This window comes from Streptosporangium sp. NBC_01469 (assembly GCF_036227305.1).
Lineage (GTDB): Bacteria > Actinomycetota > Actinomycetes > Streptosporangiales > Streptosporangiaceae > Streptosporangium.
This window is the reverse complement of sequence record NZ_CP109465.1, coordinates 9,515,858-9,539,255: the sequence shown is the minus strand read 5'-3', so window position 1 is coordinate 9,539,255 and position 23,398 is coordinate 9,515,858. Positions and strand designations below refer to the sequence as shown.

19 protein-coding genes are annotated in these 23,398 nt (G+C 69.6%); 10 read left to right on the top strand and 9 right to left on the bottom strand.

Annotated features, from left to right (window positions below):
- Positions 1–457: 457 nt before the first annotated feature.
- Positions 458–3,007 carry an AfsR/SARP family transcriptional regulator gene (locus tag OG587_RS41550; protein ID WP_329084338.1) on the bottom strand — a complete coding sequence of 850 codons (2,550 nt, stop codon included), beginning with the start codon at positions 3,005–3,007 and terminating at the stop codon, positions 458–460.
- Between the two features lie 359 nt (positions 3,008–3,366).
- On the opposite strand from OG587_RS41550, the gene OG587_RS41545 reads away from it, so the two are divergent.
- Positions 3,367–3,588, top strand: coding sequence for a hypothetical protein (locus tag OG587_RS41545; protein WP_329084337.1), 222 nt, complete (start codon positions 3,367–3,369; stop codon positions 3,586–3,588).
- A gap of 63 nt (positions 3,589–3,651) precedes the next feature.
- Here OG587_RS41545 and OG587_RS41540 read toward each other — a convergent pair whose 3' ends face one another.
- Positions 3,652–3,990, bottom strand: coding sequence for a hypothetical protein (locus OG587_RS41540; protein WP_329084336.1), 339 nt, complete (start codon positions 3,988–3,990; stop codon positions 3,652–3,654).
- A 187-nt stretch (positions 3,991–4,177) separates the two neighbouring features.
- Between OG587_RS41540 and OG587_RS41535 the strand changes: the two genes are divergently transcribed.
- Positions 4,178–4,774, top strand: coding sequence for a DUF1707 and DUF4870 domain-containing protein (locus OG587_RS41535; protein WP_329084334.1), 597 nt, complete (start codon positions 4,178–4,180; stop codon positions 4,772–4,774).
- Positions 4,775–4,914: 140 nt separating this feature from the next.
- On the opposite strand, the gene OG587_RS41530 is transcribed toward OG587_RS41535, so the two are convergent.
- Positions 4,915–6,441, bottom strand: a complete 1,527-nt coding sequence (locus OG587_RS41530; protein WP_329084333.1) for an ATP-dependent DNA ligase — start codon at positions 6,439–6,441, stop codon at positions 4,915–4,917.
- Between the two features lie 323 nt (positions 6,442–6,764).
- On the bottom strand, positions 6,765–7,139 hold the full coding sequence (locus OG587_RS41525; protein WP_329084332.1) for an FKBP-type peptidyl-prolyl cis-trans isomerase: 375 nt from the start codon (positions 7,137–7,139) through the stop codon (positions 6,765–6,767).
- A gap of 568 nt (positions 7,140–7,707) precedes the next feature.
- Here OG587_RS41525 and OG587_RS41520 point away from each other — a divergent pair.
- From OG587_RS41520 to OG587_RS41500, 5 genes are all read left to right on the top strand, one after another.
- Entirely contained in the window at positions 7,708–9,009 is a 1,302-nt protein-coding gene (locus tag OG587_RS41520; protein ID WP_329084331.1) for an ABC transporter substrate-binding protein, read from the top strand.
- Positions 9,010–9,216: 207 nt separating this feature from the next.
- Positions 9,217–10,188, top strand: coding sequence for a carbohydrate ABC transporter permease (locus OG587_RS41515; protein ID WP_329084330.1), 972 nt, complete (start codon positions 9,217–9,219; stop codon positions 10,186–10,188).
- Positions 10,185–11,039 carry a carbohydrate ABC transporter permease gene (locus OG587_RS41510; protein ID WP_443075343.1) on the top strand — a complete coding sequence of 285 codons (855 nt, stop codon included), beginning with the start codon at positions 10,185–10,187 and terminating at the stop codon, positions 11,037–11,039. Before OG587_RS41515 ends, OG587_RS41510 begins: the two co-directional genes overlap by 4 nt.
- Positions 11,036–12,454, top strand: a complete 1,419-nt coding sequence (locus tag OG587_RS41505; RefSeq protein WP_329084329.1) for a GH1 family beta-glucosidase — start codon at positions 11,036–11,038, stop codon at positions 12,452–12,454. The genes OG587_RS41510 and OG587_RS41505 overlap by 4 nt, the downstream gene beginning before the upstream one ends.
- A gap of 22 nt (positions 12,455–12,476) precedes the next feature.
- Complete coding sequence (locus OG587_RS41500; protein ID WP_329084328.1) at positions 12,477–13,472, top strand: LacI family DNA-binding transcriptional regulator; 996 nt, start codon at positions 12,477–12,479, stop codon at positions 13,470–13,472.
- A gap of 80 nt (positions 13,473–13,552) precedes the next feature.
- On the opposite strand, the gene OG587_RS41495 is transcribed toward OG587_RS41500, so the two are convergent.
- A complete protein-coding gene (locus OG587_RS41495; protein ID WP_329084327.1) occupies positions 13,553–14,566 on the bottom strand; it encodes a LacI family DNA-binding transcriptional regulator in 1,014 nt (337 codons plus the stop codon).
- Positions 14,563–15,942, bottom strand: coding sequence for a GH1 family beta-glucosidase (locus tag OG587_RS41490; protein ID WP_329084326.1), 1,380 nt, complete (start codon positions 15,940–15,942; stop codon positions 14,563–14,565). The genes OG587_RS41495 and OG587_RS41490 overlap by 4 nt, the downstream gene beginning before the upstream one ends.
- Before the next feature lie 196 nt (positions 15,943–16,138).
- Here OG587_RS41490 and OG587_RS41485 point away from each other — a divergent pair, with 196 nt between their 5' ends.
- The 3 genes from OG587_RS41485 (at position 16,139) to OG587_RS41475 (ending at position 19,556) form a co-directional block, all read left to right on the top strand.
- Entirely contained in the window at positions 16,139–17,494 is a 1,356-nt protein-coding gene (locus OG587_RS41485) for an ABC transporter substrate-binding protein (protein ID WP_329084325.1), read from the top strand.
- A gap of 81 nt (positions 17,495–17,575) precedes the next feature.
- Positions 17,576–18,550, top strand: a complete 975-nt coding sequence (locus OG587_RS41480) for a carbohydrate ABC transporter permease (RefSeq protein ID WP_329084324.1) — start codon at positions 17,576–17,578, stop codon at positions 18,548–18,550.
- Positions 18,551–18,605: 55 nt separating this feature from the next.
- A complete protein-coding gene (locus tag OG587_RS41475; RefSeq protein WP_329084323.1) occupies positions 18,606–19,556 on the top strand; it encodes a carbohydrate ABC transporter permease in 951 nt (316 codons plus the stop codon).
- A gap of 138 nt (positions 19,557–19,694) precedes the next feature.
- Here the strand turns inward: OG587_RS41475 and OG587_RS41470 are convergent, their stop codons facing one another.
- From OG587_RS41470 to OG587_RS41460, 3 genes are all read right to left on the bottom strand, one after another.
- The gene (locus OG587_RS41470; protein ID WP_329084322.1) at positions 19,695–20,621 is read right to left on the bottom strand and encodes a hypothetical protein; all 927 of its coding nucleotides are present in this window, start codon (positions 20,619–20,621) and stop codon (positions 19,695–19,697) included.
- A 196-nt stretch (positions 20,622–20,817) separates the two neighbouring features.
- Positions 20,818–21,684, bottom strand: a complete 867-nt coding sequence (locus OG587_RS41465; protein ID WP_329084321.1) for a general stress protein — start codon at positions 21,682–21,684, stop codon at positions 20,818–20,820.
- 212 nt (positions 21,685–21,896) lie between these two features.
- Positions 21,897–23,336 (bottom strand): GuaB1 family IMP dehydrogenase-related protein, encoded by a 1,440-nt coding sequence (locus tag OG587_RS41460; RefSeq protein ID WP_329084320.1) that lies wholly within the window; start codon positions 23,334–23,336, stop codon positions 21,897–21,899.
- Positions 23,337–23,398 lie beyond the last annotated feature (62 nt).

Below are 23,398 nucleotides of genomic sequence, written 5' to 3'. Positions count from 1 at the left end.
TCCGAGGATGGCAATCGTCGCGAGGTGGGTGCCCGTTGGGCTCCTGCGGCACTACCGCCGCTGTCACCGGTCAACCCTTGGGTCTTCCTGCGCAAGGTGCCGGCCTTCTCTCTAGAGGTGTGAGAAGACAAGAGACATGTCGCTAATAGTGTTAAATGTGGCTATACCTCGCACCATACAAGTCTGTATAGGTTGGCCCATCACTCGGCGAACCATGAGCGGAATACGGTATGGTGCGACGCGCGACCTTGAGGGTTCGTCTTTCGGAGATCCCGCGGCCATCGCGGTTGTATGTGACGATGATTTCGGGCGTGCCGGATTCAGCGATTACGGCGGGTGTGCATGAGGATTATTTCCGGCGCGTTAAATCCGATTACGGCGGATGCCGGAGAAGGTTATTTCCAGCGCGTCAAATCCCGTGATCGCGACAGGGGACGCGAGGATTGTTTCCAGCACGTCAGATCTGTCGCTGGTTTCGGTCACGCTTTTTCTCGTCGCTGTTGATCAGATGGAGAGCGTGGAGGATGGCCGCGCTCGTCCGCCAGCACTCGCGGGCCTGCGCGTTGTCTCCCAGATCCTGATACGCCCGGCCCAACCCCCACCAGTGCTCCGCCATGTGGTAGGTCCCGACGGTGCCGCCCGCGAGATCGGCCTCCAGTGCCTCGTGATAGCAGAGGGTCGCCATGTCCGGCCGACCGGCGAGACGGTGCGTCTCCGCCAGGTGTCCCAGGCTCAGGGCGGTGCTCACCGGATCCCCGGCCTCCCGCGAGAAGGCGGCCGTCTCGGCGGAGGAGCGGGCCGGCTCGTCGAGCGGCCCCACGCGGCGAGCGGTGATGTCAGGGTCGGCCGGTGCGGCCACCTCACCTCCGCGATCACCCGGACGCCCCGCCGCCAGGACCGGCGACTCTCCGAAGGAGCCCCGCTGCCCCCGGCCGCCCCACCCGTACGACGGTTGGTGCGGGACGGCGCCGTGGACGATCGAGAGACCGGTGCCGTCCCCCGCCGCGCCGGGCACCTGGCGCGCGGTGGAGATCAGGTCGGCCATCTTGGCGTTGAGCCATCGGGGGTCGGTCGTGAAGCCGTCGGCCGCCATGTTGAAGCGGCCGAGCGCCATGTGCCCGAACTTGGCGTTCCGCTTGGTCCGCCGGTTGCGCACGTCGCCGAGGGCGCAGGCGATGACGAGAGAGCTGTGCAGCGCCCGCCGTACGGCCTGCACCTGCTCCTCCTCGGTCTCCTCCTGCCGGGTTCGTTCGCGGGCGAACAGGCAGAGCAGGTCGTGCATGCGATACCGGTCGGTGTCGCGGACCTCGAGGAGCTGGACGTCCGCGAGATGATCCAGGAGGTTCGCGGTCTGCTCCTCCGAGCGGTTGGCCAGCGCCGCGGCGACCGCGACACTGATGTCGGATCCGCCGAGCAGGCCCAGCAGCCGGAACATGCGGGAGTGCTCGGCGTCCAGGCTGCGGTAACTCACCATGAAGCAGGCCCGGACCGCCCGGTCGTCGGCCTGCAACTCGGACAGGCGGTGATCCTCGACCGCGAGACGGTCGGCGAGGACCCGCAGCGACAGGCCCGGCCGGGCGATCAGCCGGGCGGCGGCGATCCTGATCGCGAGCGGCAGGCCGCCGCAGAGCCGTACGATCGCGCGCGCCGCCCAAGGATCGGCGGCGACGCGCTCGTCGCCGATCAGGCGGCTCAGCAGGGTGATCATCTCGTCCTCGGCCATGACGTCGAGGCGGAGATGCGCGACGGCGTCCAGGGAGGTCAGCATCCTCCGGGCGGTGATCAGCACGCAGCAGGTGGGGCTGGCGGGCAGCAACGGCCGTACCTGCGCGGCGTCCCGGGCGTTGTCGAACAGGAAGAGCAGGTGTTTGCCGTCGGTCAGCGAACGAAACCGCGCGGCCGCCTCGTCCACCTCGGTCGGCACGACCGCGTCGTCGCCGCCGAGGGAGCGTAGGAGACGGGCGAGAACCTCGGCGGGGTTCAGCGGCTTGACGTTGGGGGTGGAGCCGTGCAGGTTCACGTAGAGCTGCCCGTCGGGAAACCGGTCCGCGATCTGGTGGGCGACGTGTACGGCGAACGCCGACTTGCCGATCCCGGCCGCTCCGGCGACCGCGGAGACGACGATGTGGCCCGGACTCGCGGAGATCAGCGCCGTCCGTAGCCGTGAGACCTCGGCGGCGCGCCCGGTGAAGGCGGCCGAGTCGATCGGGAGCTCGGCCGGGGCGAAAACCCTTCGGGCGACGATCGACGGTGACGGTGCCGCCAGCGCGGAGTCGTCGACGAGGATCTGCTGGTGCATGCGGATCAGGTCCGGGCCGGGATCGACGCCCAGCTCCGCGGCGAGCATCTCCCGCGCGCGCTGGTACACCGCGAGCGCGTCGGCCCGGCGGCCGGAGCGGTACAGGGCGAGCATGAGCTGTGCCCGGAGCCGTTCGTTCAGCGGGTCCCTGCGGGTCAACGCCTCCAGATCGGGAAGCGCCTCGCCGTGCTGGCCCAGCGCCAGACGGGCCTCCAGCGAGGCGTCCATGACGGTCGTCCTCAGCCGCTCCAGCCGCGCCGCCTCGCCCCGCAACGGCTCGGGCAGGGACAACCCCTCCAGAACCGCCTCGGCGCGCCAGAGGCCCAAAGCCCGGGTGCACCGTTCGAGTGCGACGTCATTTCGCCCTTCGGATAACATCAGGCGTCCTTGAGCGGCGAGTTCTTCGAACAATCTCACGTCTATTTCACCGGGGGCGACCCGGAGCACATACCCGTTTGAACCCGCCTCGATCCGGGAAGGCGAACCGAGCACCCGGCGCAGCGCGGAGATATAGGTGTAGAGGTTCGACTCGGCGTTGGCGGGAGCGTGTTCACCCCACAGCCAGTCGAGCATCCGATGGGTGGGGATCGCCTTACCGGCATTGAGCAGGAGGGCGGCGAGCAACACCCGCTGTTTGCGTCGTCCAAGTGCGATCGGCTGTCCATTGGCCGTCCGCACTTCGATCGGTCCAAGAATCTTGAAATCCATCGGCATCACTCTTCAGCGCATACCATGCACCAACATGAACCGTACAAATGCGTATAAATCTGTGTTTACATAGCGACTCATGATCGCGGGCTGCAACTTCGGAGGGTACTCACCTAAAGGGAAGAAAAAGATTACGCGGCCGGTGCTCCCGGGCAGTCGAACTCCAGTGCGGCGTTCACCAACGCGTGTCGTGATCGCCCCCGGTCGATCATTCCGACCAGGGGCGTCGTGCGCGACGGGAGGGTCGCGTCACGGCATGGACCCTGGGTTTTGGACCTTGGACCTTGGACCTTGGACCTTGGACCTTGGACGCGCCGACCGGTACCGACCGGCGCCGACCGCCCGTCCGCGCGCACGGCATGGATCCTGTGCGCGCCGATCGGCACCGCCCGTCCGCGCGTACGGCGTGGATACTGGGCATGCTGCCCGGCGCCGGCAGCCACCGCTTCCCGCGTCACCGGGTGGTCGGGTTCTCCCCGGTTACGGTGACGCGGGTCGGCGGGATCGGCGACGCCGCCGAACGCCCTCCCGGAGTCGTCCGGGACCTCCCCGCTTCCGGTGAGGAGGGGCGGCGCCGCTGAGCGCCCCGGAGTCGTCCGGGACCTCTCCGGTCCGGTGACACGCGGGGCGGCAGGTCTTCCGGATCAGCCCTCCGCGCGCTTCTGACGCTCGTTGTAGGCCCTCATCCGGGGGGGATAGCCGGTCAGCTGCACGTCGTAGACGGGCAGGGCCAGGTCGCGGGCCACCTTGCGGATCACCGCGGGGGAGCCGACCCGGCGCCGGGTCCACTCACCGTCGTCGGCGACGGCCACCGCCGTGGTGTTCGTCGCGAAGGTCTCGGGCTCGACGTAGAACTCGACACCACGGCGTGACTTCGCGAAGGCGATGAGCGCCTCGATGTCGGCGTCGGTCGTGGCGCGGTCGAACTTGGCGATCTTCGGCCCGCGCAGCCGCCTCAACCCATAGCGATCTCGCCATCTCATATTTCCTTGTATACCTCTCCTGCTCGTTCCATGGCGGAAGGCCAGGGATGGGTCTCAGGGGCTTATGGGGGTTCATCCTGATATACGGGGCCGACAATCTGGACGAGCATTGAGGTCGAAGCGGCGACGAAAGGGTATCGGTCTCATGGCAGGCACAGCGACACCAGCGGGCCCGGAATACGGGAGAGTGCCGGCGGCAGGCCCCCAGCCCGGTCACGCGGGGCTTCGGGTCAGCGACCAGGACCGCGAGCGGGTGGTCGAGCACGTCCAGACCGCCTACGCGGAGGGCAGGTTCGACAAGACCGAGTTCGACGACAGGCTGGAACGGGCCATGACGGCCCGCGTCCACGGAGACCTCGTCCCGATCATGAACGAGCTGTACGGCACCCACCCGGCCAGGCTCGCGCCCTACCCGCCCGTCGCGGGCCGGGTCGCGTACGGTCACCACGCGTCCGCCGACAGGCGGGGTGAGACCGGAGCCGAGCGTCTCGGCGCGGTGGCGTCGCACCTGCTCCCGCTGGTCGGCTTTCCCGTCATCGGCCCGGCCGTCATGATGCTCACCGCGGGCAGGACGTCGCCCTACGTCCGGGCGCACTCGGTGGAGGCCCTCAACTTCCAGCTGACGATGCTCGCGGCCACCATCGTGCTGGCGATCACGGTCATCGGTTTCGTCCTGACACCCCTGCTCTGGATCGGCGGCGTGGTCCTGTCCGTGGTCGGCGCCGTGGCCGCGGCGGGCGACGGCGACTTCCGATACCCCCTCACCCTGCGTCTCGTGAAATGACACCCGCGGCGTTCCGCGAGAGGACACCCGCGGTGCCTCGTGAGGCGACAGCCGCGGTGTCTCGTGAGGCGACACCCGTGCGAAACGACGTGCGCGGGATGTGACACCCGCACAGGATGTGACATCCGCGCGGCGGGACGTCAGAGCATGAGGGAGCGGACCATGTCGACGGTGTCGGCCTGGTCCGCGGTCTTGTCGGTGCGGTAGCGGATGACCCTGGCGAAGCGCAACGCCATGCCGCCGGGATAGCGGCTCGACTGCTGCACGCCGTCGAAGGCGATCTCGACGACCATCTCGGGGCGGACGGTGACCGTCCAGCCGTCGGTGGGACCCTCGGCGATACCGAGGAAGCGGTCCGTCTGCCAGGCGAGCAACTCGTCGGTCAGGCCCTTGAAGGTCTTGCCGAGCATGACGAACCCGCCGGTCAGCGGGTCGCGGGCACCCAGGTGCAGATTGGAGAGCCTGCCCTCGCGGCGGCCGTGGCCCCATTCGGCGGCCAGGACGACGAGGTCGAGCGTGTGCCGGGGCTTCACCTTGATCCACCCGGCGCCGCGCCGCCCGGCGGCATAGGGCGTCAGGAGGGACTTGACCACCACGCCCTCGTGGCCGCTCCTGATCACGTCCTTGAAGAACGCCTCGCCGTCCGCGACGTCGCCGGTGACCAGGCGGGGGGTCACCAGCTCCGGGGGCACGGCGGCGGCCAGGGCCGCGTGGCGCGCCTCACCCGGCAGGTCGAGCAGGTCGGCGCCGTCGACCCGCAGCGCGTCGAAGAAGAAGACGCTCAGCGGGGTTCTCTCGCGCACGCGCGGCACGTCGGTGCGGCTGGACACGCGGCCCGAGGTGACCTGGAAGGGCTCGGGGCGGCCGTCGGCGCGCAGCGCGATGACCTCGCCGTCGAGGACCAGGTCGCGGGAGGGCAGGACGCTCATCGCCTCGACCAGCTCGGGCACCTGCGCGGTGATGTCCTCGAGGGCGCGGGTGAAGACGGTGACCCGGTCGCCCGAGCGGTGTGCCTGGACCCTGACGCCGTCGAGCTTCCACTCGACGGCGACCGGCCCGCCGAGCTTGCCGAACGCGGTCGCGATGGAGGTGGCGCTCTGGGCGAGCATCGGCGACACAGGGCGGCCGACCTCCAGGTGGAAGGCGCGCAGCGCCTCGACCCCGCCGTCCAGGGCGGCGGCGCCGACGGCGGGAAGCCAGCCGCGCAGCGTCAGCGCCCGCCTGACCTCGGCGGCCGGCACCCCGGCCGCCTTCGCCACGGCCTCGACCATCACTCCCTCAAGCGCGCCCTGGCGCAGCTCGCCCCGGAGCAGCCGCGACAGGAAGACCTGCTCCTGGCGGGTGAGGGCGCCGAACAGCTCGGAGACCAGCGTCCTGCGTGCGCCCTGCGACCCGGGACCGGCCAGGGCCTTGATCCGGTCGAGGAGGTCGTGGACCCCGCGCAGGGTGGCGGTGGCGGCCAGCCGGGGCTCGGGCGGGTCCTGCAGGCTCGTCCAGCCCACCCCGACGTTGCGCTGCGGCAGCTCCCCGGAGAGGTAGGCGATGGCGATCTCCGCCTCGTCCGGCTCGACCCTGCCGAGCAGCTCCGCGAGGTGGGCGGTCTTTGCCAGCCGGGCGGAGCTGGCGGTCACGGCCGCCGAGGTGCGCGCGAGGTCGATCAACAACACAATGGCCAGCTTAAGAGCTACAAGCGGCATTTCGGTGAGGTGAAGCGCTGCTTTTCGGAGTCATCGCGTTTTCGGGAGAGGGAACCTTCCCCTGAACCCCACTGAACGTGAGATGACCGCCCGGTTAAGGCACGCGGGGGACGCCGGTGGACACGGGGGACGGGACGGACGAGGAGGGCGGGAAGACGCGGAGGACACCGGGGACAGGGGGACGCGGAGCCAGAGACGCGGAGGCCACCGGACACCGGGATGTGACAGGACACGTCGGGCGGGCCGCCCGTCGCCGGTGAGGCCCGCCCGCCCGTGCCGTCTCGCCCCGGTTGTCAGCTCACGCCGAGCAGGTCCACGACGAAGATGAGCGTCTCGCCCGGCTTGATGCGGGCGCCCGCACCGGCGCTGCCGTAGCCGAGGTGCGGCGGGATGGTGAGACGGCGGCGGCCGCCGACCTTCATGCCCGCGACGCCCTGGTCCCAGCCCGCGATGACCCGGCCCCCGCCCAGCGGGAACTGGAAGGTGTCGCCGCGGTTCCACGACGCGTCGAACTCCTCGCCCGTCGAGAAGGCCACGCCGACGTAGTGCACGGTGACCTGGTGTCCCGGCTTGGCCTCCGGGCCGTCCCCTACGACGATGTCGACGATCTCCAGCTCCGAGGGCGGGGCGCCTTCCGGAAAGTCGATCTCCGGCTTCTCCAGTGCCACGTGGTTCTCCTTGGTTGGATACGCGCCGGTCGATTTCCGACCGGCCGCACGACTCTACGGGTTCCGGAGCCGCCACGAGAGACATGGGGGGCAGGGACGGCTTCCGCGTCGTTCTTCCCAGGGAGCGGGGAGGGTGGACTCGCGCACGGGGGCGGCGAGACGCGCCGCCCGGGTATCACTTCGCGCACGGGCGGCGGTCATCGGCGCCGCGGGTGCCCGCGGCGCGTGGAGCCATGAGAAGAGTCACTGGGGAGCGCTCTCTGAGAAAGAGAGTGACCCGCTCCGCGGGGAGTGTCAAGAGCTCGGCGCGGCGTCATGGAACATGTCGGAAACGCGACCTTAATGTGACCTTTCGCGGTGGGAACGCTCCATTCATCGAAAAATTCGGCCGTGAAATCCTTCTGACCTGCGGAAACATTCAAAAGCCTGGGAGAGCGCTCTCCGTAAAAAGCTGATCGCCAGGCTCCGATCGGCGCCGGGGGGGCCGTTGACACGTAACCCGCTGGGCATCAATCTGCTCAGGGAGCGCTCTCTCCATGATCACTTATGAGGACCCTAGGAGGGTTCCATGCGTAAGTTACGCCACCGGTTCCTCGCCCCGATGGTCGCCGTTTCCGCCCTGGCCCTCGGCCTCACCGCCTGCGGCGGCGGTGACGCGGAAACCGCCGGGAGTGGCGGGACGGCCTCCCAGCCGGCCGAGAAGATCAAGCTGACCGTCGGGTTGTTCAGCGACTTCCACTACGCGCCGCTGTACGAGGAGTTCAAGAAGACCCACCCCAACGTGGAGATCGTGGAGCGCCGCGCGCAGTTCAACGACCACCACACCAACCTCATCACCCAGCTGACCACCGGCGCGGGCGCCGCGGACGTGGTCGCCGTCGAGGGCGGTTACATCGGCGCCTTCACCCCCGTGCCGGACAAGTTCCACAACCTCAAGGAATACGGCCTGGACAAGCGCCAGAGCGAGTACCTCGACTGGAAGTGGAAGCTGGGCGTCTCCAACGACGGCTCCTCGCTCCTGGGCCTGGGCACCGACGTCGGCGGCCTGGCCATGTGCTACCGCCCCGACCTGTTCAAGAAGGCCGGTCTGCCCACCGACCGCGAAGAGGTCGGAGCGCTCTGGCCGACGTGGGACGCCTACATCGAGACGGGCAAGAAGTTCGTCGCGGGCAAGGTGGAGGGCGCCAAGTTCACCGACGGCCCCGGTGAGCACTTCCGCGCCATGGTCGAGCAGGCCCCCATCGGCTTCTACGACGCCCAGTACAACATCGTCGCCGCCACCAACCCCGACGTGCGCAAGGCGTACGACACGGGCGTGCAGATGATCGACGCCGGTCTGTCGGCCAACCTCGCGGCCTTCTCGCCGCCGTGGAACACCGGCATCGCCAAGGGCACCTTCGCCACCATGGTCTGCCCGGCCTGGAAGACCGGCACGATCAAGGACCAGAAGCCCGGTGAGGGCACCTGGGACATCGCCGCGGTGCCCGGTGGCGGCGGCAACCAGGGCGGTACCCACCTGATGCTGCCCAAGCAGGGCAAGCACCCCAAGGAGGCAGCGGCGCTGATCGACCTGCTGACCAACAAGGAGAGCCAGATCAAGCTCTTCACGGAGGCCAGCGCGCTGCCCTCGCTGCCCGCCCTGTACGACGACCCCGCGGTGAAGGACTTCGTCAACCCGTACTTCGGCAACGCGCCGATCGGCAAGATCTTCACCGACGCCGCCAAGGCGCTCAAGCCGCAGCCCGTCGGCCCCAAGGCCGGTGACGTCCTGCAGGCGATCGGCAACGGCCTCCAGCGGGTCGACCAGGGCAAGCAGAACGCCGAGGAGGCCTGGGCGCAGGCGCTCAAGGACGTCAGCAGGATCAAGTAGTCGCCCCCGGCCGGCTGGTCTCGCACCGGTCGGCCACCTGCTTGTGCCCCTGTCCCCGTGAGCGGCGTGCGTCCCGTGCCGGTGAGCCGCGTGGCTCCCACGACGGGTCGCATGCCTCCCGCCGTCCGACGGACGCCGTCCGACGAGCGCCGTCCGACGAACACCGTCTGACGAACACCGTCCAACGAATCGCCGAAAGGAGCTGCCATGGCCACCCGCGCGCCCGATCGCCTGGCGGCGGTCCCACCGAACAGGCCGGTGGGACCTCGCCGCCGCCTCCGCCGTCATCTGGTTCACCAACTCGACGTCAAGGGCTCGCCGTACGCCTACGTGGCCCCGTTCTTCCTGCTGTTCTCCGCCTTCGGGCTGTTCCCCCTGGCGTACACCGCCTGGGTGAGCCTGCACGAGTGGACGCTGCTCCAGGACGAGCACCCCTTCGTCGGCCTGGAGAACTTTAGGACGCTGCTCGCCGACGACTACTTCTGGAACGCCACCTTCAACACCCTGTCCATCGGGGTGCTGTCCACGGCGCCGCAGCTGCTGCTGGCCATCTGGCTGGCCCACCTGCTCAACCGGCCGCTTCGGGCGCAGACCTTCTTCCGCATCACGCTGCTGCTGCCCAACGTGACCAGTGTGGTCGCGGTGGTGGTCATCTTCAGCCAGCTGTTCGGCCGGGACTTCGGCATGATCAACTGGGTGTTCTCGCTGGTCGGCGTTGACGGCGTCGCCTGGAACGAGGGGGTGCTGAGTTCCCACTTCGCCATCTCCACCATGATCATGTGGCGGTGGACGGGTTACAACGCCCTGATCTTCCTGGCGGCGATGCAGGCCGTGCCGCGCGAGCTGTACGAGGCGGCCACCATCGACGGTGCGAGCGGGATGACCCAGCTCCGCAAGATCACCATCCCGATGATCAAGCCCACGATCATCTTCGTCGTCATCACCTCGACGATCGGTGCGATGCAGATCCTCGCCGAGCCGCTGCTGTTCAGCTCCTACATCATCACCGGCGGGGTGGACCGGCAGTACCAGACGCTCTCGCTGTTCATCTACGAGAACTTCACCAAGCTCGACTTCGGCTACGCCTCGGCCATCTCCTGGATGATGTTCGTCTTCATCGTGGTGGTCGCCGGCATCAACTACCTGCTCACCCGTCGCGGGAAGGGAGGGCTGGCGTGAGCGCCCACACCGCCGTCGCCGCGGCCCGTCGCTCCGGCAGCGCCGCCCGCAGGCTCACCTACCTCACGCTGACCGCGGTGGCGTTCTTCTCGATGCTGCCGCTCTACTACAGCATCGTGGTGGCCTCGCGGGACAACGCCGCCCTGGCCGACGTCCCGCCGCCGCTGATACCCGGCGGCAACTTCTTCGCCAACGTCGCCCGCGTCTTCGACACGGTCCCCTTCGCCCTGGCGATGCTCAACTCCGTCATCGTCTCCGGCTCCGTCGCGCTCGCGGTGATGTTCTTCTCCACGCTGGCCGGGTTCGCCTTCGCCAAGCTGCGCTTCCGCGGGCGCAACGCCCTGCTCCTGCTCACCGTGGCGACGATGATGGTGCCGACCCAGCTCGGCATCATCCCGCTCTACATGCTGATGGTGAAGCTGGAGTGGACCGGCACCATGTACGCGCTGATCGTGCCCGCGCTCGTCAACGCGTTCGGCGTGTTCTTCATGACCCAGTACCTCTCCCGGGCGCTGCCGACCGAGCTGCTCGAGGCGGGGCGGGTCGACGGCTGCAGCACCTGGGGCCTGTTCTGGCACGTCGTGCTCCCGGCCGCCCGCCCGGCGGCGGCCGTGCTCGGCATGCTCACCTTCATGTCGGTCTGGAACGACTACTTCTGGCCGCTCGTCGTCCTGACCCCGGAGGATCCGACGGTCCAGGTCGCACTGTCCACACTGGCCAGCGGATACGTCAACGACTACGTGCTCGGCCTGGCGGGTACCACGCTCGGCACGCTGCCACTGGTCATCGTGTTCGCTCTACTCGGTAAACAGATCATCGGAGGAATCATGCAGGGAGCGGTGAAGGGATGACCGTCGTCGGCACTCGGGGGGCCACCCTTACGGAAGGGCGTGCGGACTTCCCCACCGGTTTCGTCTGGGGCGCGGCCACCGCGTCCTACCAGATCGAGGGAGCCGTGAAGGAGGACGGCCGCGAGCCCTCGATCTGGGACACCTTCTCTCGTACACCGGGCAAGGTCGTCGGGGGTGACACCGGCGACGTGGCGTGCGACCACTACTTCCGCCACGCCGACGACATCCGGCTGATGACCGAGCTGAACCTGGCCGCGTACCGGTTCTCGGTGGCCTGGCCCAGGGTCCAGCCGTACGGCAAGGGGCCCGTCAACACGCGCGGCCTCGACTTCTACAGCCGCCTGGTGGACAGGCTGCTCGAGGCGGGCATCACGCCGTACGCCACCCTCTACCACTGGGACCTCCCGCAGGCGCTGGAGGACGCGGGCGGCTGGCCCGAGCGCGACACCGCCCACCGCTTCGAGGAGTACGCGGCGGCCGTGCACGCGCGGCTGGGGGACCGGGTCCGCAACTGGACGACCCTCAACGAGCCGTGGGTCGCGGCCTTCCTCGGCTACGGCAACGGGGTGCACGCGCCCGGCAGGACCGACGCCGCGGCGGCATTCCGCGCGGCCCATCACCTGTTGCTGGGGCACGGGATGGCGGCGCGGGCGCTCCGTGAGGGCGGCGCGGAGGAGATCTCGCTGGTCCTGAACCTGTCACCGGTGATCACCCCTGCCCAGGTGGACGACCCGGGGGCCGAGACCTCGGAGGCGGACGCGGAGGCGGTCAGCCGGATCGACACCCTGCTGGTCAGGCAGTTCATCGAGCCGGCGCTGCGCGGGGAGTATCCCGCGGAGTTCCTCGACATCGTCGGGCGCAACGGCGGCGTCGACCACATCCAGGCCGGTGACCTGGCGACCATCAACCAGCCGATCGAACTGGTGGGGATCAACTACTACAACCCGTGCGTCGTGGAGGCGAGTCCCGGTGAGGCGGCCGACGCGGCGTGGCCGGGCAGCGAGGACATCCGGTTCTGCCCCGCGGACGGCGTGCCCGCCACCGCGATGGGCTGGCCGATCGTGCCGAACGGGCTCTCCCGCCTGCTGGTGCGGCTCTCCGACGACTATCCGGAGGTCGGCCTGATCATCACCGAGAACGGCGCGGCCTTCGACGACGTCGTGGAGGACGGCCACGTCCACGACACCCGCAGGACCGAGTATCTGGACGGCCACCTGCGCGCCGTGCACGCCGCGATCGCCGACGGGGCGGACGTGCGTGGTTACCTGGTCTGGTCACTGCTGGATAATTTCGAGTGGGCCGAAGGGTACCGGCGTAGGTTCGGAATCGTGCACGTCGACTTCGCCACCCAGCGGCGCCTGCTCAAGGACAGCGCGCTGTGGTACCGCGATGTCATCGCGCGTAACGGACTGTAATCGACTGTAGGGGAAGAACACGATGAGACGACCCACCCTGGAGGCGGTCGCCGCCCGTGCCGGGGTCTCCCGGTCGACCGTCTCCCGGGTGGTGAACGGCCAGACCACGGTCACCGCCGACATCCGGGACCTGGTCATGCGCGCGGTGAACGAGCTCGGCTACGTCCCCAACGGGGCGGCGAGGAACCTGGTGACCCAGCGGACCAACTCGGTCGCGCTGGTCGTCTCGGAGTCGCCGAACCGGGTGTTCTCCGACGACCCGATGTTCTCCACCGTCATACGCTCTGCCAGCCTGGAGCTGGAGGCCGTCAACAAGCAGGTCGTGCTGCTGCTGGCCGGGTCGCCGGAGAGCCACGCCCGCGTGGAGCACTACATCGCCGGCGGCCACGTCGACGGCGTCATGCTCGTGTCCAGCCACGGGGCCGACCCGCTGCCGGTCGCGCTCACCCGGCTGCGCGTCCCGGTCGTCTCCTACGGCAGGCCCGCCGTGCCGGTCGCGATGCCGTACGTCGACAACGACAACGTCGACGGCGCGGCCACGGCCGTGCGGCACCTGCTGGAGCGGGGCAGGCGGCGCATCGCCACCATCGCCGGGCCGCTGGACATGATAGGCGGGCAGGACCGGCTGGCCGGTTACCGCGAGGTGCTCCGCGACTCCGACCGCCGCTCGATCATCGCGGTCGGCGACTTCACCCGCGAGTCGGGGGCGATCGCGATGCGGCAGCTGCTGGCCGACGACCCGGAGATCGACGCGGTCTTCGCCGCGAACGACCTGATGGCGATCGGCGCGATGCACGCGCTCCGCCAGGCGGGCCGGCGGATCCCCGACGAGGTCGCGATCGTGGGCTACGACGACATAGAGGCCGCCCGCTACACCGACCCGCCGCTGACGACCATCCACACGCCGCACGCCGAGCAGGCCGCGGCGATGGTCCGCCTGCTGCTCTCGCTGTTCGACGGAGGTCCCGCCGAACCGATGATCGTGACCACCGATCTGGTCGTGCGGGCCTCCTCGTAGCCCCGTGGGCCGTGCCGCGGAGCCGCCGGGGCGCCGCGGGCACGGGGACGGCCGGTCCCGCGGGCGGGACCGGCCGGTGGTCAGGACACCGTGGACGCCTTGGCCGCCGTGGACTCCCGGACGACCAGCTCGGTGGGGAGCATCACCTGTGCCTTCTCCTCCAGGTCGAGGACCATCCGGGCGAGCCTCCGTCCCATCTCGACGGTCGGCTGCCTGACCGTGGTGAGCGGGGGCTCGGTGTAGGACGCGGCCGGGATGTCGTCGAAGCCGACCACCGCGACGTCGTCGGGAACCCGCCGGCCCGCCTGGCGCAGGGCGGGCAGCGCGCCCAGCGCCATCATGTCGTTGGCCACGAACACCGCGTCGATCTCCGGGTCGTCGGCCAGCAGCTGCCGCATCGCCGACGTCCCCGACTCGCGGGTGAAGTCGCCGACCGCCACGATGGAGCGGCGGTCGGAGTCGCGCAGCACGGCGCGGTAGCCGTTGAGCCGGTCGATCCCGGCGATCATGTCCTGCGGTCCGGCGATGGTGGCGATGCGCCGCCTGCCCCGCTCCATCAGGTGCCGCACCGCGCGCTCGGCGCCGCCGGCGTTGTCCATGTCCACGTACGGCAGGCTGCTGGGCACGGTCGGCCGGCCGCTGCAGACCACTGGCACCCCGCGCCTGGCGAGGATGCCCGGCAGCGGGTCGGTGCCGTGCATCGAGGCGATGACCACACCGTCCACGTGGCCGTTGGTGGCGTAGCGCTCGACCCGCTGGTAGCCGCCGGTCATGCCGGTGAGCATCAGCACGAGCTGCTTGTCGGCCTCCTCGATCTCCATGCTGACCCCGCGGATGATCCCGGCGAAGGTGGGGTCGTCGGAGAAGACGCGGGTCGCCGGCTCGGGGAAGACGAGCGCTATGGAGTCGGCCCGCTGGGTGACCAGGCTCCGCGCCGCCTGGTTGGGCACGTAGCCCAGCTCCTCCACGGCGCGGTTGACCGCCTCGCGGATCTGCGGTGCCACGCGCGTGGAGCCGTTGACCACGCGAGAGGCGGTCGCCCGGGACACACCGGCCCGGGCGGCCACCTTCTCCAGGGTGGGACGGGCCCTCACAGGCCGTTCCGGCGTACGACCTCGCTGTACCACAGCGCGCTGTCCTTGGGGGTGCGGCGTTGCGTCGCGTAGTCGACGTGTACGACGCCGAATCGCTTGCGGTAGCCTTCGGCCCACTCGAAGTTGTCCAGGAGCGACCAGACGAGGTAACCGCGCAGGTCGGCGCCGCCCTCGATGGCCGCGTGCGCCGCGCGCAGGTGCCCGTCGAGGTAGGAGAGACGGCCGACGTCGTGCACCTCGCCGTCCTCGACGACGTCGTCGAAGGCGGCGCCGTTCTCGGTGATGATCAGTGGGGTGCCCGGATAGTCGCGCGACAGCCGCAGGAGCAGGTCGGTCAGGCCGAACGGCTGGACCGGCCATCCCATCGCGGTCTGCGGCGCGTCGGCTCCGCCGAAGGCGATGCCCTCGCTGCCCGGGTAGACCGGGTTGGCGGGCTCGCCGGTGCGGGCGGTCACGGTCTGCGGGTGGTAGTAGTTCACGCCCAGCAGGTCGATCGGCTGACTGATGATCTCCAGATCCCCGTCGTGGACGAAGGACCAGTCGGTGAAGCGCCGGGCCCGCTCGACGACGTCGGCGGGATACTCCCCGCGCAGCACCGGGTCCAGGAAGATCCGGTTCTGCAGGCCGTCGACGAGCTCGGCCGCCGGGGTGTCGTCGCCGATCACGGGGGCGAGGTTGAGCGTGATGCCGACCGTGGCGGCGCCCGAGGCACGCAGCGCCTGGACGGCCAGGCCGTGGCCGAGCAGCAGGTGGTGGGCGGCGGCGAAGCCCAGCGCGGGCTCGGCGAGGCCGGGAGCGTGGATGCCCGACGCGTAGCCGAGGAAGGCCGAGCACCAGGGCTCGTTCAGGGTGGTCCACGTCTCGACCCGGTCGCCCAGCCTGCCGTGCGCGATCGCGGCGTAGTCGGCGAAGTGCGCGGCGGTCTCCCGGTGGGTCCAGCCGCCGCGGTCCTCCAGGGTCTGCGGCAGGTCCCAGTGGTAGAGCGTCACGATGGGGGTGATGCCGTTGCCGAGGAGCTCGTCGACGAGGCGGTCGTAGAAGTCCAGGCCGCGCGGGTTGGCCGGGCCGGATCCGTCGGGCTGCACGCGGGGCCAGGAGACGGAGAAGCGGTAGGAGTGCAGGCCGAGGTCGCGCATGACCGCGACGTCCTCGGGATAGCGGTGGTAATGGTCGCACGCGACGTCACCCGTGTGGCCCGCGTGAACCTTGCCGGGGGTCCGGGAGAAGGTGTCCCAGATGGAGGGTCCCCTGCCGTCATCCCGGGCGGCGCCCTCGATCTGGTAGGCCGCGGTGGCGGCGCCCCAGACGAAGCCCTCGGGAAACCTCAGCACGCCGGAGTCCTGGAGGTCGTAGGACTTTTCGGCGGACATGGTCATGTCCTCACCGCCTCATTCTGCTCGGCTGTTCACGTGAGAGCGCTCTCTGGAGCATCACGGTATCGCAAGAATCGTGTCAAGAAAATTGAGACTGTAACCGTAATATCACAGTTCTTGACATCGCGTTGTGGGCAGACAATTCTTCCAGAGAGCGCTCTCACACTCCCCGGCAATTGTGTATATGGAGGAAGGTTCCATGTCACTCCTCTCTCGGCCTCGGCGTACCGCCCTTGTGGCGGGCACCATGGGGCTGGCGCTGGTCGTCACCGCCTGTGGGTCCACCGAGCCCAAGCCATCGGCGGGCGGCGGCGCGAGCGCGGCTCCCGAATGCGCCGCCTTCAGCCAGTACGGCAAGCACGAGGGCAAGACCGTCAGCATCTACTCGCCGATCCGCGACACCGAGGCCGACCTCTTCGAGCAGGCGTGGAAGCCGTTCGCCGACTGCGTCGGGATGAAGATCACCTACGAGGGTACCGGCGAGTTCGAGGCCCAGATCCAGGTCCGCGCGGACGGCGGCAACCCTCCCGACATCGCCTTCTTCCCCCAGCCGGGTCTCCTGGAGCGCTTCGCCAAGGCCGGGAAGCTCAAGCCCGCCTCCGAGGAGGTCAAGAAACTCACCGCCGAGGGCTGGTCGGAGGACTGGGCCAAGTACTCCACCGTCGACGGCGTCTTCTACGGCGCCCCGCTGGGCGCCAGCGTGAAGTCCTTCGTCTGGTACTCGCCGAAGATGTTCACGGAGAAGGGCTGGGCCGTCCCCAAGACCTGGGACGAGCTCATGACGCTCACCAACACGATCGCCGGCACCGGCGTCAAGCCGTGGTGCGCGGGCATCGAGTCCGGTGACGCGACCGGCTGGCCGGCCACCGACTGGATCGAGGACCTCATGCTCAGGGAGGCCGGTCCCGAGGGGTACGACGACTGGGTGAGCCACAAGACGCCGTTCAACGACCCCAAGGTCACCGCGGCGGTCGACAAGGTCGGCGCGATCCTCAAGAACGAGAAGTTCGTCAACGGCGGCTACGGCCCGGTCAAGTCGATCGCCAGCACCGCCTTCCAGGAGGGCGGCGTCCCGATCACCGAGGGCAAGTGCGCCCTGCACCGCCAGGCGTCCTTCTACGCCAACTTCTGGCCCGAGGGCACCAAGGTCGCCGAGGACGGCGACGTGTTCGCCTTCTACCTGCCGGGCAACGACCCGGCCAAGAAGCCGGTGCTCGGCGCGGGCGAGTTCGTGGCGGCCTTCACCGACCGTCCCGAGGTCCAGGCCGTCCAGGCCTACCTCGCCGGCGCGGAGTTCCCCACCACCCGCATGAAGCTGGCCACCTACGTCACCGCGCGCAAGGGCGTCGACCCGGCCAACGCCCAGAACCCGATCGACAAGCTCTCCATGGAGATGCTCCAGGACCCGAGCACGGTCTTCCGCTTCGACGGCTCGGACCTGATGCCGGCCGCGGTCGGCGCGGGCACGTTCTGGAAGGGCATGACCGACTGGATCAACGGCAAGGACACCAAGACGGTCCTCGACTACATCGAAGCGTCCTGGCCTAAGTCCTGATATATACCGATAAGTCCGGTCCCGCGTGACGCGGGACCGGACCGTCGTCCGCCCGGCCCGATCCTTCCGGGAGATCCTCCGATGGACTTCGACTTCGCCGCCGAACTGCCCAAACTCGTCCAGCTGCTGATCGGCGTCGCCGCGTTCCTCGTGGTGGTCGCGGTGATCCTGCTGCTGGTCGACCGCGCTCCGATGCGGCGGCGCGCGTGGATCCACGCCACGATCCTGCTCCTGCCCGCCCTCCTGTTCCTCGCCATCGGCCTGGTCGTGCCGGCCGTGCGGACCACCCTGCTGTCGTTCCTGAGCGGCGACGGCAAGGAGTGGGTCGGCCTGGACAACTACGCCTGGATGTTCACCCAGCCAGAGGCGGTGACCGTACTCCGCAACACCCTCGTCTGGGTGCTGCTCGTCCCGATCCTGGTGACCTCGGTCGGGCTGGTCTACGCGGTCCTGGTCGACCGCACCCGCTTCGAGTCGCTCGCCAAGTCGCTCGTCTTCCTGCCGATGGCGATCTCCTTCGTCGGCGCGGGCATCATCTGGCGCTTCGTCTACGCCTACCGCTCCGAGGAGCAGGACCAGATCGGCCTGCTCAACCAGATCACGGTCGCCTTCGGCGGCGAGCCGCAGCAGTGGCTCCAGGAGGCGCCGCTCAACACGCTGTTCCTGATCGTGGTGATGGTCTGGATCCAGGCGGGATTCGCCACCGTGGTGCTCTCCGCCGCGATCAAGGGGATCCCCGCCGAGATCGTCGAGGCCGCCCGGCTGGACGGGGCGAGCCCGCTGCAGATGTTCTTCCAGGTGACGCTGCCGTCCATCCGCTCGGCCGTGATCGTGGTGCTGGTCACGCAGTCGATCGGCACGCTCAAGCTGTTCGACATCGTCCGCACCATGACCGGCGGCCAGTTCGACACCAGCGTCATCGCCAACGAGATGTACAACCAGGCATTCCGGTACGGCGAGACGGGCAAGGGCGCGGCCCTCGCGGTCTTCCTGTTCGTCCTGGTGACCCCGATCGTGATCTACCAGATCCGCCAGCGCAGAGAGGCCGTCAGGTGACCGGGCGAGCAGGCCTGCAGGGCGCCGCGAGCACGCGGCGGGTGAAGGAGTCCACATGGCCACGTTGACCCAGACCGTGGTGCGGCCCGAGGCGACGACCGCGCCGCAGCGCGTACGGCGGAGGCTGAGCGGCCGGGTCGCCAGTGCCGTCGCGATCGTCATCGCCGTCCTGTGGACCACCCCGACCTTCGGTCTGCTGCTGTCCTCGCTGCGCCCGGAGGACCAGATCAAGTCCAGCGGCTGGTGGACGTTCTTCTCCAGCCCGCAGCTCACCCTGGAGAACTACCAGGAGGTCCTGTTCGGCACCTCCTCGTCCTCCGGCCAGATGATGAGCTTCCTGATCAACTCGATCGTCATCACGATCCCGTCGGTGCTCTTCCCGCTCGCCCTGGCCACCTTCGCCGCGTACGCGCTGGCCTGGCTGCCGTTCCGCGGGCGTGAGTGGATCTACATCGGCATCTTCGCGCTGCAGATCGTGCCGCTGCAGATGGCGCTCGTCCCGCTGCTGTCGTTCTTCTCCGAGGGCGTGTCCGTCTTCGGCCTCCAGCTGATGCCCGCCTGGGACCTGGAGGGCCCGGCCCGGTTCGTCCAGGTCTGGTTCGCGCACACCTGCTTCGCGCTGCCGCTGGGCGTCTTCCTGCTGCACAACTTCATGTCCGAGCTTCCCGGCGAGCTGATGGAGGCGGCCAGGGTCGACGGGGCCAGCCACGGGAAGGTCCTGCGCACGATCGTCCTGCCGCTGGTCGGGCCCGCGCTCGCCACCTTCGCGATCTTCCAGTTCCTCTGGGTCTGGAACGACCTGCTGGTGGCCCTGATCTTCGCCGGGGGCACCCCGGAGAGCGCCCCGATGACGGTAAGGCTGGCGCAGATGGCCGGCACCAAGGGCAACGAGTGGCAGCGCCTGACCTCGGGAGCGTTCGTCTCGCTGGTCATCCCGCTGCTCGTGTTCCTGTCGATGCAGCGCTACTTCGTCCGCGGTCTGCTCGCCGGAAGCGTCAAGGGCTGACGCCCGCGCCCCGGCGGGCGCCCTTCACCAGCGCATCGACGAGGACTCCAAGGACCATGGCCGCCCGTTCGCCCACCTCCGCTACAGGTGGAGCGGCCGGGCCAAGGCCGGTGCCGACCTCCATGGCGGACGTTCCCGTCAGGTCCTCTCCGGCCGCCATGTCAGCCGGGTGATGCCAGGTGTGGCGGGAAGGGGGGCGCTCTCGCCCACCGGGCCGCCGAATTCGTAGACGACCCGGTGCATCCTCCACCGCCCGGTGTCCTTGTCGGTCTCCAGCATCTCCGAGTAAACGGGCAGCCGGGTCTCGGGGTCGATGTAACGGACGATGTCCATGGCGGACCTGACGCTGGGCAGCAAGCCGTATGGGTGGATGAGCGCGTCGAGTTCGACGTACTTGAACGCGTCCAGGTACATGCCCGCGCCAACCGGTCTCCCGGAGCCGAACCGCTGCGGCTTCACGCTGATCTCGAGGCGCATGTACGGCTTGCCGTTCCGCTTGACGACGCTCATCCCACGGCCGCTGATCAACCCCTGATAGCTGTCGAGTTGCCCGACGAAGACGTCGGCCTGCTCCTTGGTCAGCCCGCCGACGCCGAGACCGTCGTTGAGCCAAACCTGGGAGGGGAGGCTCGGGCACCGGGTGGAGGACTTCATCTCCCAGTCGCCCTCACCGGTCCAGAACCATTCCTCCGACTTGCCGCGGCACCAGGTCGCCCACGCCGTCCAGGTCCTTCCACCTGCCACGGTCACCTGGGAATTCTCCAGGCGCACGTCCTTGGTCCGGTAGTCGACCCCCGAGACCACGACGCTACGGCTGCCGCCGGGATAGAACTTCTTCTGCCAGTAGTACTCCTGCACCAGGTTGACCGATGGTTGCAGCGCCTGCTGCCGCAGCGACTCCAGGTAGAGAGTGCGCGAGTCGGCGGGCTTCTGGGCCTCCTTCGGGGAGGGCGTGGCCACGGTGGTGCTCTCGGCCGCCTGTGGACGCTCGCCCCGACCGGTCGCCGCGCACCCGCACACCGCCGTCAGCAGAGCCACCGCCAGCCCCACTCGAAAAACCCGCACCGCGCACCTCTCCGGTCTCCCCCTGTCGAGCCAGAGACTCTACACGCAGACGCCCGACCCGCTACGGCGCTCCTTCTCCCGCACGCGTTCCTTCACCGCGCCGCGACCCTTGTGCCCGGCTCGCGTCCACCTCCCGGCGGGCGCCCCGGACCGGGGCGCCCGCCGGGCGTTCTCCCGGCACCTCGCGTGAGGCGCCTCAGGAGGCGGGCCGCTCGGAACCGGCCGACCGGGCGGTGGTGGCGGGGCGGTCGGGAGAGGCCGGCTGCGCGGGGACCTGGTGCTCGGCGGTGCCGGGCCGCACCGGCTCGGGTCGGTCCTCGGCGCCCGAAGGCGTGGGGCTGACGGGGCTCGCCGGGGCCGGGTCGTCCGCGGGCGCGGGCGCGGGAAGGTCCGCGGTGACCGGTCGCGCGGCGTGGTCGGGGACGACCGGCTGCGGGGGCAGGTCGGAGGTGACCGGACGGCCGGAGATGTCGGGGGCGGTCGGCTGCGGGGGGACGGTGTGGCCCGGGGAGGTGGCTCCGGCGGCGGCCGGGTCGTACAGGCCCGCCGACGGGGGAACCTCGACCACCATGGTGTCGGCGGGGCCGGGGGCCGACTCCAGGACGGCCCGCGCGTGGTCCATGTGCGAGGCCGCGACCAGCACGTCGTAGCGACCGGCGACGATCGCGCTGCGCGAGGCGAAGTCCCGCTTGCCGCCGGTGAACACGTGGTTGACGAACCCGAACGCGGCGCCCATCACGGCACCCCACAGGGCCGCCCAGAGCACGAGCACGAAGAACGACATCGTGGTCGAGGTGAACAGGCCGAGGAACATCCCCACCACGGCGCCGAAGGCCGCGCCGCTCCCGGCTCCGGTGAGCGCGGCCCGCCCGTTGGTCATCCTGCCGGTGACGGTCTCCTCGAGTCTCAGGTCGCTGCCGACGATCGCCACGTTCTCGACGGGAAATCCCGCGTCGGAGAGCCCGTCCACGGTTCGCTGCGCCGCGAGGTAGTTGTCGTAGCCTGCCAGGACCCTCCGGTCCACGACGACCTGCGTGTCCAGGCCGGTGGGCGTTCCATTCATGTCCGCTCGCCTTTCGGGGGTGGGAGATGGCTCGAGGAGCCGACTACCCCGTGGCGGTGGGAGGATGCGCGTGCCCGCCGGGATCTTACGGCGGGGGGCGACTCCCAAAAATTCGGACATCGCCAAGGGCTTGCCGCCGGGAGCCTCGCGAGACGACGCCGGCGGGAGCGGGCGCCACGCGCACGGCGGCGCCACGCTCCCTCGGGCGGGTGTCACCAGCTCTGGTGGAGCGGCATTCCCTCGGTGTAGCCGGACGAGCTCTGGACGCCGACCACCGCGCGCTCGTGGAACTCCTCCAGGGTGGAGGCCCCCGCGTAGGTGCACGAGGAGCGCAGACCGGCCACGATGGCGTCGATCTGGTCCTCGACGCTGGGCATGGCCGGGTCGAGATACATCCTGGAGGTGGAGATGCCCTCCTCGAACAGCGCCTTGCGCGCCCGGTCGAAGGGGGAGTCCTCCGCCGTGCGCAGCTTCACCGCGCGGGCCGAGGCCATGCCGAAGTTCTCCTTGTACTTGCGCCCGTCGGCGGAGGTACGGGTGTCGCCGGGCGACTCGTAGGTGCCCGCGAACCACGAGCCGATCATCACGTTGGACGCCCCCGCGGCCAGGGCCAGGGCCACGTCGCGGGGATGGCGGACGCCGCCGTCGGCCCACACGTGGCGGCCCAGCCCGCGGGCCTCGGCGGAGCACTCCAGCACGGCGGAGAACTGCGGGCGGCCCACGCCGGTCATCATCCGGGTGGTGCACATGGCCCCCGGGCCGACGCCGACCTTCACGATGTCCGCCCCCGCCTCGACGAGATCCCGTACGCCCTCGGCGGTGACGACGTTGCCCGCCGCGACGGGTACGTCCGGGCCGAACGCGCGGACCGCCCTCAGGGCGCTGATCATCTTTTCCTGGTGGCCGTGGGCGGTGTCCACGACCAGGCAGTCCACCCCGGCGTCGAGCACCTCCTTGGCCTTGGCGGCCACGTCGCCGTTGACCCCGACGGCCGCCGCGACGCGGAGCCTGCCCGAGCCGTCGACGGCGGGCCGGTACAGGGTGGCGCGCAGCGCGCCCGTCCTGGTCAGGATGCCGACCAGCCGGCCGTCCGCGTCGACGACAGGGGCGAGCCGGTGGCGGCCCTCGTGGAGGCGGTCGAAGGCCTCGCGCGGGTCGAGCCCGGCGGGCAGCGTCAGCAGGTGGTCGGACATCACCTGGGAGAGCTGGGTGTACATGTCCACGCCGGAGCAGTCGCTCTCGGTGACCACACCGGCCGGGCGGTTGTCCCAGTCGACGATGATGATCGCGCCGTGGGCCCGCTTGGGCAGCAGGTTGAGCGCCTCTCCGACGGTGTCGTGCGGGGTGAGCGTCAGCGGCGTGTCGTGCACCAGGTCGCGCTTCTTGACCCAGTCGACGACGTCGGCGACCACGTCGATCGGGATGTCCTGAGGGATCACGGTGATCCCGCCCCGCCGCGCGACGGTCTCGGCCATCCGCCGTCCCGCCACCGCCGTCATGTTGGCGACCACGACGGGGATGGTGGTTCCGGTGCCGTCCCGGCTGGAGAGGTCGACGGCGAGCCGCGAGCCGACGGAGGAGAGCGACGGGACCATGAAGACGTCGCTGTAGGTCAGGTCGTAGGCCGGTGCCATCTCATTGAGAAATCTCACGTTGATCCACCTTATCCCGTGAATTGCCAGAGTTGAGCGTTCCCCTTTTCCCGGCCTCCGAA